The sequence below is a fragment of the Kitasatospora sp. NPDC127121 genome (assembly GCF_042677305.1).
Lineage (GTDB): Bacteria > Actinomycetota > Actinomycetes > Streptomycetales > Streptomycetaceae > Kitasatospora.
Genome location: NZ_JBHXTQ010000065.1, coordinates 38,811 through 50,410 on the forward strand (window position 1 = coordinate 38,811; position 11,600 = coordinate 50,410).

The window sequence follows — 11,600 nt, forward strand, 5'->3', positions numbered from 1 at the left end:
AAGGAGAACCGATCATGGCCCGAGAGTTCCAGGTGCGCCGGGAACAGGACCTGCCCGCCGCACCGCACCAGGTCTGGCAGGCGATCGCCACCGGGGCCGGCAACCTCAGCTGGCTGTACCCCATGGAGGTCGAGCCGCACGTCGGCGGGACGGTCTCCCGCGGCGGCGGCACCGTCGTGGCCTGGGAACCGCCGCACCACTTCGCCGTCCGGGCGACCAGGGACGGCGGCTTCTCGAACACCCTCAGCTACCACATCGAGGCGGCCAACGGCACGTCGAGCCACCTGCGGATGGGGATCCACTGGGTGCACGAGGGCGTCGTCGACGACGGCTGGGACACCAGGGCGGACGCGGCCGAGAAGCACGTCGACCTCTACCAGCACAGCCTCGCCCAGTACCTGACGCACTTCGCCGACCGCACCGCCGTCTACGTCAAGGCCGCCCGGCCCGGACCGACCGCCGACCCCGCCGACTTCGCCACGCTGCGCCGGCGCCTCGGCCTCGCCGACGACACGGCCGTCGGCGACCGGCTGTCACTCGACCTCCCGGGTGCGGACGGCGGCCCGGAAGAGGTGGTCGTGGACTACCTGAGCCCCGACTTCATCGGTCTGCGCGGCCCGGACACCCTGTACCGGTTCTACAACGGCAGCTCCTGGAACTGGCCGATCTGGCTGGGCCACCACCTGTTCGCCGGGGGAGCGGACGAGGAGCAGGCGACCAAGGCGTGGAACGCCTGGCTCAACGGCTCCTGACCCGCCGTACGACAGACAACCGGAGGGACCCCTGGTGGAAGAAACACTGCTCTACGCCGCCGAACTCGTCGAGGAGGGCGGCACCTACAAGCTCGTCGTGCAGGACGTGGTCCGGGACACCGTCCAGGTCACCCCCGTCCCCAAGACCGCGGTGGACAAGCTCCCGACCTTCCTGTCGGTGCTCAGCGCCAAGCTCAACCCCGCACCGGCCTCGTCGGCGCTCAGCCGCTGATGCTCGGGTGGCCGTTCTCGACGTGGCCCATGAGGCGGCGGCGGAAGGACGTGTCCTCGGCGATCGCGAGGTCCAGGTCGTACCAGCCGTCGGCGTCCTCGGTGTCCCAGGCGAGGACGAGGGGTTTGCCCGTGACGACGGTCCCGGTCAGTGCCTTCGCGGTGCTGTAGTGCCGGGGCGCCAGGGTGACGGCCTGCGGCGTGGCGCTCGGCGACGTGATCGTCAGGGTGAGGGTGCGCTTCGGGGCGATGGCGATGGCGGTGGCCACGGAGGTGTCGGCTGCGGCCCCGGCGGCCTTCCCGGCGAACTCGCGGCGGAACCCGTTGGGGCCGGTGAGGTAGAAGTCGTAACCTCCTTCGTGCACCGGCACGTTGGTGGCGGGCGTGGTGGTGCCGAGCACGTCGAAGTGCCGGGGCGCGTCGTAGCTGCCGGACGTGCCGACGTTGTCGTACAGGGTCAGGTGCACGGAGGCGGCGCCGGTGTTGGTCGGCTGGAGGACGAACGCGCCCTGCTGCTGGTCCAGGGCGCCGTGGGCGTCCGGCTGGTACGGCAGCGGGCGGGCCAGACGCCGGGTGGGGTCGGTGGGTTGCGACGGCGGGTCGCCGGTGCGGTCGAAGTCGAAGACCGAGGTGAGGTTGCCGGCCACGGTGCGCCGCCAGCGGCTGATGGCGGGCTGCCGTACGCCCAACCACTCCTCCAGGAACCGGACTTGTGAGGTGTGGTCGAAGACCTGGGAGTTGACGTAGCCGCCCACGGTCCACGGCGAGACCACGATCATCGGCACGCGCATGCCCAGGCCGATGGGCTGGTCGCCGACGTACTCGTCGTCGACGCCCTGCGGGGGCACCGGCGGTGGCACGTGGTCGAAGAAGCCGTCGTTCTCGTCGTAGCTGACGAACAGCACGGTGGAGTCCCACATGTCCTCGTCGGAGGCGATGACGTCCAGGACCTGGCAGACGACCTCCTCGCCGGTCATGGGGGCCGAACCGCCGTCGCCCGGGTGCTCCGAGTCCGCGTCCGAGGGCACCAGGTACGAGACCCGGGGGACCCTCTTCGCCGCCACGTCCTGGGCGAACGCGTAGACGAAGTCGCGGTAGTTCTTCGGGTTCTGCTTCGAGTCCGGCGGGGGCGGGCAGCGGAAGAGCCCGCGGTCGTAGAGGCTCCGGTCGGCCGGCGGCAGGTCGGCGACCGCTTTGGCGAGCGCCTCCACGTCCTCCGGGCGCACGCGCTTCGGATCCTTGTAGAAGTCGTACAGGCTCAGGTAGTCGAGCTCGGCGCTCTTCAGCACGGTCTGGAAGACCCGCTTGAACTCGGCGTGGAAGTCCAGGTTGTTGTCGTAGTAGTTGTCCCAGCCCTGGTAGACGCGCCAGCTGATCCTGTCGGACCCGAAGGGGTCGTTGTTGACCTCCAGGATCTCGGGGTAGCTGGACCAGTTGTACCCGGGCGTCCGGTCACCCGCGTAGGTCGCATCGGGATTCTCGCGGTCGTGCGCGGCCGACCCGGTGACCCGCGACCCGTCGGGCTCCCAGCCGCCGAATCCGCTGAAGAGGTAGTTGCGGTTCGAGGTGGTCTCGCTCATCACCGAGCAGTGGTAGGCGTCGCAGACGGTGAACCGCTCGGCCAGTGCCCGGTAGGTTCCGACGACCTCCGGCTGGTCGAAGTAGCCCATCGTGACGGTTCCCTTGGCCTTGATCCACTGGTCGTAGCGGCCGTTGTTCCACGCCTGGTGGCCGGTGGGCCAGTTGTGGGCCGCCGGCTCGGCCGTACCCTGGTCCGGTCCGAGCTGGTAGGGCCTTTGGGGCTTGGAGGGGTGGCCCGGGTCGGGCTGGTCGAGGACGGTGCGGCCGCCGGACCCGGGGAACGTGACGAGGTTGCGGTCCTCGTACCCGCGCACTCCTCGGAAGTTGCTGCCGAAGTAGTGGTCGAAGGAACGGTTCTCCTGCATCAGGAAGACCACGTGTCGGACAGCCTTCAGACCGCCGGGGCGGGGCTTGCGCTTGAGGGCCTTCAGCAGCGAGTCCGGCAGCGACGGAGCGCTCTGCGGGGAGTGGGGAGTGTTCACGCGTGCTCCTGGTCCGGCGTGGCGGGCGAACCGGAGGGTGCGTTCTCGGTGGCCCGGAGGTAGTCGAGGTAGATGAAGTCGCCCTTGGCGCCCTCGTTGAGATCCGTGTCGACGCGGGTGTAGCCCGTCTTGGGAGGGACCACCTTCGACCCGTCCTTCCAGTGCGTGACGGTGAGGTCGACGATGGGCCGGCCTGCTCCTTCCTGGCGGGTGGCGGCCAGGAACAGGGCCTTGTCGTGCACGGGGGTTCCCCTGTTGAGGTCGACCGGCAGCTTCTGGTAGCCGGCGGGCGGCTTCTCGTCGTCCTGGAGGACGCGGATGCCGGTGACGGGCCGGCCCTCGGTGGACCGTTCGAAGACGACGTACAGGTAGGCGCCGCGTGCGCCCTTGTTCAGATCGACGTCGATCCACTCCCACCCGGTGGGCGTGCGGAACGGGCTTCGCACTGGGTCGTCGTAGGCGACCAGGACGTTGAGGTCTGTGACGAACTGACCCATGGGCAGGTCTCCGATCGGAGCAGGTGTGCATGAGCGGGGAGATGGGGCCGACGAAGGGATCGACGGCTCGGGGCACGTACGGGTACGTGAGACGCCCGGCCGGGGTCGGCCGGGTCGGGCGTCCAGTGCTGGGTGCGGCGGGCCAGGTGCGGTCCGGGCACCCGAGACGGCCGTCAGCCCTTGGTGAGGCCTTCCCACTCGCTCAGCGGCACCGGACCACAGGCCCTGGTGTCCACGGTGATTTCCACGCGCCGGTGGTCGGTGTTGGAGAACACCCGGAACTGGTTCGGCTCGTCGGGTACGGCCATCACCGCGTCGACGTGGTCGAAGCCCATGGTTGAGTCCTTCTGAATCCATATGTGCGTGTGCTGCCGAAGCCTTGCCCGGGCGGATCCGTGGCTCGATCCCATGGCTCGCGCGCAGCGAGGAACGTCGGTGAGGAGCGCCACGACCCACGCTAGGTCGGCCGGTCCGGTGGCGCGATGCGAAAAGGTCCGGTGACCTGCATTCCAGTGACGGGTAATTTCGTTACGAACCTTCGACGCGAGAAGTCGGCCCGGCGCCTGGGGAGGCCTTGACGGCCTGCTCCGCGGCTGTCCGGGACCGAGGACGAGCCGCCTCCCCGTCGACGGCTTCCGCGAGGCTCGACGGCGGCGTTCGTTCGAGTGGGCTGGCGGCTGGTGACCGGTCGTGGCCGGGGGAGGGCGCCTGACACCCCACCCGACCGGCTGTGGCGCCGCACCCGGCCGTCAACGCGGGCGTCGAGGCGTGGGGCGGGGCGTGGGGCGGGGCATGGGGCGGGAATGGCTTGAGTCGACCGTGATTCATATGATGGAAAGCCAGTAGTTGTTTTGCCGGTGTCATGATCCTCGGAGGGCGCCCCGGACCAAGGTGCGCCCATGGAACCGGGCCGGTCTCCGGATTCGCTCCGGTCCTCGGGCTTGATTCAGGGAGTATCATGCGCGGCACCGTGCTCGCCGACCGCTACCGGCTGGTAGACCTGCTGGGCGGCGGGTCGATGGGCGACGTGTGGCTCGCCGAGGACGAGGTCCTGGGCCGCCGGGTCGCGGTCAAGGTGGTGAAGCCGGCCCTGCTGGACGAATCCGGCTTCGCCGAACGCTTCCACGCCGAGGCCCGCGTCATGGCGCAGCTGCGCCACCCGGGCATCGTCGGCGTGTACGACTACGGGCACAGCGCCGTGGACGGGCGGCCCTCGGTCGGCTACCTGGTCATGGAGCTGATCGACGGGGAACCGCTGAGCGCCGTGCTGGAACGCCGCGGCGCGCTGCCGGTGGAGGAGACCCTCCGGATGGCGCTCCAGGTGCTGGAGGGGTTGGAGGCCGCGCACGAGTCCGGGGTGGTCCACCGGGACATCAAACCGGCCAACCTGATGGTCCGCGGCGACCGGACGGTGATCGCGGACTTCGGCATCGCCCGGCCCGGCTGCGACGCCCGGCTGACCGTACCGGGCATGGTGCTCGGCACCGCCGCCTACCAGGCGCCGGAACAGGCCTCCACCGGGACGGTCACCGCCTCGGCGGACCTCTACGCACTCGGCGTCGTCCTCTACGAATGCCTCGCCGGCAAGCTCCCCTTCGACGGGGAGACCGCCCTCGAACTGATCCTCAAGCACCTGACGGAGCCCGTGCCGCCGCTTCCCGAGGACGTGCCCGCGCCGGTGTGGGCGCTGGTCGAGCGGGCGATGGCCAAGGAGCCCGGCGAGCGCTGGCCCGACGCGGCGGCGATGGCCGCGGCGGTACGGGACGCCCTCGCACCGGCCGAGGAGACGGCGCCGGCGTTGGTCCCGGTCGGGCCCCTGCCGGTCGTCGGACGCGCACGGTGGGCCAGGTTCCGCCTACGCGGGCTGATCGGCGTGACGGCGCTGTCACTGCTCTGCGTGGTCGGGGCCTCCGGAGCGACGGTGATCCGGTCCGATGAGGACGACGCTCCGGGCACCGCCGCCGTCGCGGGCCCGGTGGCCGGCCTCTCGGGCCCGGCCGTTCCCGCGGCGGTGGCAGCCGACCGCCAACCCGCCGGACAGCAGCCCGCCGAGCCGACGGCCCCGGTGCCGTCGACCGGACCGGAAGCGGGCGGGAGCCCCACGCCCGGCGCCGGACCCGCGCCGGTCGCCGGCCAGGACCTCGCTGTGCCCGTTCGGCCCGGTACGCCCACCCGGGGCACCGCCGCGTCCCCTCCCGCCTCCGCCACGGCCACCGGCGGCCAGGGCGCCACCACGCCCGTCCGGCCCGGTACGCCCAACCCGGCCCCCGCCGCGTCCCCTCCCGCCTCCACCGCGCCCACCGCGAGCCAGAACCCCGCCTCGCCCGCGCCGACCTCCGCCGTCCCGTCTCCGCCCGCTTCCCACGAACCGCCCACGCCCACGTCGTCCGCGACGTCGACGCCGCCCACGCCGCCCACGCCGGAGCCGAAACCGCAGCCGCAGCTGCCCTCCCAGACACAGATCACCGGCGTCAACGGCGCGCTGGACAACTCCTACTCCGTGGACGAGAACGGCAACCGGATCGGCACCTTCAACGTCAACGGCACGCCGGCCCAGGTGTGGCGGCTGGAAAAGGTCTTCGAGGGGAAGTACTTCCTGCGCAACGCCTCCAGCAACTACACCAAGGTGCTGGACCTGGACACGGGCGACGGGCGCGTGCAGATCTGGACGAGCCCGCCGTACAACAACAACCAGCTCTGGTCCTTCGTGCCGGTCCGGGGCGGCTACCAGATCGTCAACGGCGCCACCAAGGGCTGTCTGACGTCCGACGGAGTCGCCTACTACGTCAGGGTGGCGGCCTGCTCGAACGCGGAGAACCAGGTGTGGGCGCTGTCCTGAGCCGTCCGACCGGCAGCCGAACACCCCCGGGGCGAGGGGCGAATCAGGCCGGCAGCCAGGACGGCCACTGCCGGCGGGGCCGGTCGGCGGCCCAGCCGAGGCCGATCAGGGCGCGCAGCCGGTCGGCTTCGGGGGAGCCGATGGAGGCCAGGATGTCGTAGGCCTCCGACCGGCACGCCCGGGCCGCGTCCTCGGCGCCGCCGCGGTCGGCGAGCGCGTCACCGAGCGCCGCCAGGGCCAGTCCCCGCCCCCGGCGGTCGCCGTCGAGCGTCAGCACCTCGACCGCCCGGTCTGCCGCCTCCACCGCCTCGTCGCCGCGGCCGACGGCTCGCAGCGACTCGGTGAGCCGCAGGAGCGTACGGCCCGTCCGGCGCCGGTCGTCCGGCCGCAGCAGGGCGAGGGCGCCGCGGTGGTGGCGCAGGGCCTGCTCGAACTCGCCGCGATCGTGGGCGATCGTCCCCAACGAGTCGAGGGCGAGCGCCTGGAGCTCGTGGTCGGCGAGCTGGTGGCAGATCAGCAGGGACTGGTCGACGACGCGGACCGCCGCCTCGGGCCGGCCGAGCTCGGTGAACGCACCGGCGAGGTTGAGCAGTTCGCCCGCCACCGAGCGCCGGTCGCCGAGCCGCTCCCAGACCGCGATCGCCGCCGCGAAGCCGTCGACCGCGTCGCCCGGCCGGCCGACCTGGACGAACAGGGCGGCCAGCGAGGTGTGGGCCAGGGCGAGCAGCGGCCCCGGCAGGTTGTGGGCGATGCACAGGTCGCGGGACCTGAGCAGCTCGCCGAGGGCCGCGGGCTCGGAGCCGACCTCGGTCAGCAGCCGGCCGAGCACCAGCCGGGCCCTGACCTCGGCCGTTCGGTCGCCCTGTCGGACGGCGGCCTGGAGCAGGACCTTGGCCGCGTGCCCCAGCGGCCGGGCGGCCTGGCCGGTCTCGCACAACAGGCTTCCCCCGAGCAGCAGTTCGGCCGCCAGATCGAGCCGGGGTGGCTGGGGGAGCCCGGCGTACTGGCCGACCAGAGCGCCGATGCCGTGGTACTCGCCGCGACCGCGGGCCACCGTGCGGCAGTCGGGGGCGTACGGTGCGCCGGAGCCGGTCAGGGCGGCGCGGGTGGCGGCCGGGCCGAGGGCCGCGACGGTCTCGGCGTGCTGGCGGATCACCAGGCGGGTGAGGACGGCGGCCGGGCGGTCCGCCTCCGGAGCCGAGCCCGCGCCGGCAGCCTCGACGTCGGCTGCCGTCTCCGGGACGAGCCGCTGGGCGAAGGCGCGCAGCAGGTCGTGGTACCGGTAGCGGTCCGGTGGCGCGGTCTCCAGCATCGAGCAGTCGACCAGCGACTCGGCCAGTTCCTCGGCCTCGTGCTCGGGCAGGTCGAGCACCGCCGCGACCGCGCCCGGCGACAGGTCGGGCACGTCCGGCACCGCCAACAGACAGAAGGCGCGGGCCTGGTCGGGCGTCAGCTGGTCGTAGCCGAAGCGGAACGCCGATTCGACGGCGAGGTCCTCGGTGCGCAGCACGTCCAGCCGGCGACGATTCTCGGACAGCTTGTCGAGCAGCCGGGCCATGGTCCAGCCCGGCCGGCAGGAGAGGCGCGCGGCGAGGATGCGCACGGCCAACGGGAGGTGGCCGCAGAGCCGCACGAGCTCCCTGGCCGTGTCCGCCTCGGCCTGCAGCCGCTGCCCACCGACCACCTGGCCGAGCAGGTCGAGGGCCTCCTCCGGGGCGAAGGCCGGCAGCTCGACGACGTGCGCGTTGGGAAGTGAACCGAGCCTGGCCCGGCTGGTGACGAGCACGGCGCAACCGGGCCGGCCGGGCAGCAGCGGCCTGATCTGCTCGGCGTCCCGGGCGTTGTCGAGGACCATCAGCACGCGTCGGCCGGAGAGCAGCGAGCGGAACTGGGCGGAGCGTTCGGCGAGCCCGGCGGGCAGCGCCTCCGCCGGCACGCCGAGGGCGCGGAGGAAGGCGCCCAACACCTCCTCGGGCGGGGTCGGGCGGCCGTCGGCCCCGTGCAGGTCGACGTAGAGCTGGCCGTCGGGGAAGTCGGCGGCCAGCCCGTGCGCGACATGGACGGCCAGGGCCGTCTTGCCCATGCCGCCCAGGCCCGACACGGTCGCCACGGGCACGGTGCGGGGCGCGAGCAGGACGGCCCGCACCGCCTCGGTCTGCGCCTCGCGGCCGGTGAAGTCGGCGAGGTCGGCCGGTACCTGGGTCGGCCGGATCGGCGCGTGGTACGGCGGGCGGGCCGTGGTGGTGGTGTCGGGCCGGGGCGGCGCGGGCGCCACGAGGGCGGTGTCGGCCACCAGGATCCGGCGCTGCAACTCGCGCAGACCGGGCCCGGCGACGACGCCGAGCTGCGCCCGCAGCCGCCGGTCCGTCTCGCGGTACACGCTCAGGGCCTCGGCCTGCCGCCCGGACCGGTAGAGGGCGAGCATCAGCAGCTCGGAGAACCGCTCCCTGAGCGGGTGCTCGGCCGCGACCGCGGTCAGCTCGGCGACGGCCTCGCCGGACGGTCCGGCCTCGACCTCGGCCTCCAGACACGACTCCAGGACCGTCACCCGGCGTTCGGTCCACTCGCCGCGCTGCCGCTCGGCATAGGGGCCGGAGAGCCCGGACATCGGCTCGCCCTGCCAGAGGGCCAGCGCCAGGCGCAGCGCGGCGGCGGCGCGGGCGTGCTCCCCGGCGCCGCTGAGCTCCTTCGCCGTGGCGACGAGCTCCTCGCAGCGGTGGATGTCCAGCTCCCCCGGATCCACGGTGAGCAGGTAGCCCCCGCTGAGCGAGGTCAGCGGGGCGGGCCCGAGGACGCGGCGCAGCCGGTGGACGTACGTCCGGATCACGGCCATGGGCTTGGCGGGCGGCTCCTCGCCCCACAGGTCGTCCACGAGCTGACCGGTCGACACGGGGTGGTTGGCCCTCAGCAGCAGCGAGAGCAGCAGGTTCCGCTGCTGCGGCGACCCGAGTGCGAGCTCGCCGCCGTCCCGCCACCCCCGTATCGGTCCCAGCACCGTGAACCGCAACCCACCCACCGACCGTTCCCCTCTGCCTGCAATCGAACCCCCGGGCGCATGATACCGACCGCATCACCCCTGGCCGGGGCCGTCCAGGGGCCGTCCAGGGGCCGGCCACGGGTCGGCCAGGGGCTGGCCACGGGGAGACACGGGTGTCCGTGGAGGGCTGTCGACGCGGCACCGGTGAAAAAAGACCGGTGAAAAAAGAAGGTGCCTCGCCCGCGCGACATGCTGACGCCTTACGTAGTCATGAGGGGTATGCACGGGGATCACAGGACAAGGGAACAGGCGGGAACCGAGTGAAGTCAGCACAGGAGGATGAGTACCTGGAGTTCGCGGCCGCGAGGGCGAAGGCGCTGTACCGCTCGGCGTACGTCCTCGCCGCAGGCGACACGTATCTGGCGGAGGACCTGGTCCAGGAGACCCTCAGCCGGGTGTACGTGCACTGGAAGCGGGTGGCCAAGGCGGACAACCCGGCCGCCTACGCCCAGACGGTCCTGGTCCGCACCTTCCTCAGCCTGCGGCGTCGGCGGAGCAGCGGCGAGCGCCCCATCGGGACCATGCCCGACAGCGCGGCGGCCGGCCCGGACACCGCACTGCGGCTCACCCTGCTGGACGCGCTCGGCCAACTGCCGCCCCGCGACCGGGCGGTGCTGCTGCTGCGCTACTGGGAGGACCGCAGCATCGAGGAGACCGCCCGGATGCTCAGGCTGAGCAGCAGCGCGGTCCGCTCCCAGGGCACCCGGGCACTCGGCAAGCTGCGTGCGTTGCTCGGCGACAGCCTGTCCGACCTGGTCGCGCACTGAGCACCGGTGCGCGACCAGGTCCACCGCCGCAAAGCCCCCATCAGCATCAGCGACAGAAAAGGTGACGCCAGCATGCCGTTCGAAGCAGACCTCGCACACGCCCTGGACCGCACGACCGACTCCCTCGAACCCGATCTCACCGCGCTCCTGAGCGGAACCGTCGAGCGCGGGCGGAGCCGCCGGCGTCGGCGTACGGCGGGTGTCATCGCCGGGGTCGGCGCCTGCGCCGTGATCGCGGCAGCCGGCGTGGTGATCCCCGACGTGCTCACGGGGATGCACTCCGAAGGATCCGACATCGGGATCGTGGCGATGGCGATGCCGCGTTCCGCGATCACCGACACCCAGATGATCCAGGCCCTGGAGGCGACGTTCCCCGGGGGCCGGTTCAGCGCGGAGAGCGGGCAGAGCAACAACCCCTCGGACCCGTCCAACGGGCGTGTCGCCAACGGCGGACTGGTCCTCGACGACGGGCACGGCGCCGCCTTCGTCGGCGTCTCGGCCGTGCGGCTCCCATTGCCGCTCAAGGACGGCGACGGGCTGAGCTGCGAGTGGCAGCCCAAGAAGGACGGTGACACCTGCAAGATGAGCGAGCTGCCGAGCAGCGCCGAGATTCCCGGCGGGGCCCTGGTGATGTTCCAGCAGAACGCGGCCGCGCACCCGGTCCGTCCCGACACCGCCCGCCGCTGGACGGTGACGGTGACCCTGAAGTCGACCGGCGCGCAGCTTCAGATGGTGCAGTGGAACAGCACCGGCGGCGGCACCGGCGCCGAGACGCCGAAGCCGACCCGTCCCGCTCCTCCGCTCTCCGAGCCGCAGGCGGTGGCCGCACTCACCGGTGCCGCCTGGGCGCCGATCCTCGGCGCCGTCGGCTGAGCCTGCGCGTCGCGTTTGTAGGGGTTGCGTCCGCCGACGTTGCGTCCGCCGAGGTCGAGCACGTCTGTTCCGTTGTTCCGTGCGAGACCTCGGCGGGTACGCGCCCCGGGCCGGGCATTTGTTTCGAGCGCTGAGTAGGGGTACTGTCAGCCAGTCGCTCGGCAGGGAGCACCGGACACGCATCGGCGCGGACGGTCCCGGGGCGGCCAATCCTTTCGAAACACCACGTCCCGGTTCGGGCCGGGTCGGCTTGCCATGTGCGGGCGAGACTCGGTGTGTATATCGGTGTGTTCGTTTTATTGGATTGCGGCCGATTCGCTTTTCGGAGCAGGGATCGGCTAGAGTTTGAAACGTCGGACGGGGCGTCAAGCCGCAGAAGACACCAGCGAGTTGGATGAACGAAGCGCCGGAAACGGAGTGGAAAACATCTGGTAAGCTTGAAACAGGAAAGAACGAAGCGCCCGGAGGGCCCGCTGGAAGGCGGTCCGAAGGAAGTGTCCGTTCCTTGAGAACTCAACAGCGTGCCAAAAGTCAACGCCAG

Annotated in this window: 9 protein-coding genes; 5 read left to right on the top strand and 4 right to left on the bottom strand. The window is 72.0% G+C overall.

The window, feature by feature from the left end; genetic code table 11:
* The first annotated feature begins 14 nt into the window (after positions 1 to 14).
* Together ACFVHI_RS27205 and ACFVHI_RS27210 are read left to right on the top strand one after the other, a co-directional pair.
* Complete coding sequence (locus ACFVHI_RS27205; protein WP_380343661.1) at positions 15 to 752, top strand: SRPBCC domain-containing protein; 738 nt, start codon at positions 15 to 17, stop codon at positions 750 to 752.
* 34 nt (positions 753 to 786) lie between these two features.
* Positions 787 to 984, top strand: a complete 198-nt coding sequence (locus ACFVHI_RS27210; protein ID WP_380343664.1) for a hypothetical protein — start codon at positions 787 to 789, stop codon at positions 982 to 984.
* Here the strand turns inward: ACFVHI_RS27210 and ACFVHI_RS27215 are convergent.
* From ACFVHI_RS27215 to ACFVHI_RS27225, 3 genes are all read right to left on the bottom strand, one after another.
* Positions 974 to 3,046: an alkaline phosphatase family protein gene (locus ACFVHI_RS27215; RefSeq protein ID WP_380343667.1), complete on the bottom strand. Its 2,073-nt coding sequence runs from the start codon at positions 3,044 to 3,046 to the stop codon at positions 974 to 976. The two genes, ACFVHI_RS27210 and ACFVHI_RS27215, sit on opposite strands and share 11 nt — an antisense overlap.
* On the bottom strand, positions 3,043 to 3,543 hold the full coding sequence (locus ACFVHI_RS27220; protein ID WP_380343670.1) for a hypothetical protein: 501 nt from the start codon (positions 3,541 to 3,543) through the stop codon (positions 3,043 to 3,045). The genes ACFVHI_RS27215 and ACFVHI_RS27220 overlap by 4 nt, the downstream gene beginning before the upstream one ends.
* Positions 3,544 to 3,716: 173 nt before the next feature.
* The gene (locus ACFVHI_RS27225) at positions 3,717 to 3,878 is read right to left on the bottom strand and encodes a hypothetical protein (protein ID WP_380343673.1); all 162 of its coding nucleotides are present in this window, start codon (positions 3,876 to 3,878) and stop codon (positions 3,717 to 3,719) included.
* 623 nt (positions 3,879 to 4,501) lie between these two features.
* On the opposite strand from ACFVHI_RS27225, the gene ACFVHI_RS27230 reads away from it, so the two are divergent.
* The gene (locus ACFVHI_RS27230) at positions 4,502 to 6,382 is read left to right on the top strand and encodes a protein kinase (protein ID WP_380343676.1); all 1,881 of its coding nucleotides are present in this window, start codon (positions 4,502 to 4,504) and stop codon (positions 6,380 to 6,382) included.
* A 43-nt stretch (positions 6,383 to 6,425) separates the two neighbouring features.
* Here ACFVHI_RS27230 and ACFVHI_RS27235 read toward each other — a convergent pair whose 3' ends face one another.
* Positions 6,426 to 9,377, bottom strand: a complete 2,952-nt coding sequence (locus tag ACFVHI_RS27235; RefSeq protein WP_380343679.1) for a BTAD domain-containing putative transcriptional regulator — start codon at positions 9,375 to 9,377, stop codon at positions 6,426 to 6,428.
* Between the two features lie 302 nt (positions 9,378 to 9,679).
* On the opposite strand from ACFVHI_RS27235, the gene ACFVHI_RS27240 reads away from it, so the two are divergent.
* The gene (locus tag ACFVHI_RS27240; protein ID WP_063352340.1) at positions 9,680 to 10,186 is read left to right on the top strand and encodes a SigE family RNA polymerase sigma factor; all 507 of its coding nucleotides are present in this window, start codon (positions 9,680 to 9,682) and stop codon (positions 10,184 to 10,186) included.
* 72 nt (positions 10,187 to 10,258) lie between these two features.
* A complete protein-coding gene (locus ACFVHI_RS27245) occupies positions 10,259 to 11,059 on the top strand; it encodes a hypothetical protein (RefSeq protein WP_380343681.1) in 801 nt (266 codons plus the stop codon).
* The last annotated feature ends 541 nt before the right edge of the window (positions 11,060 to 11,600 follow it).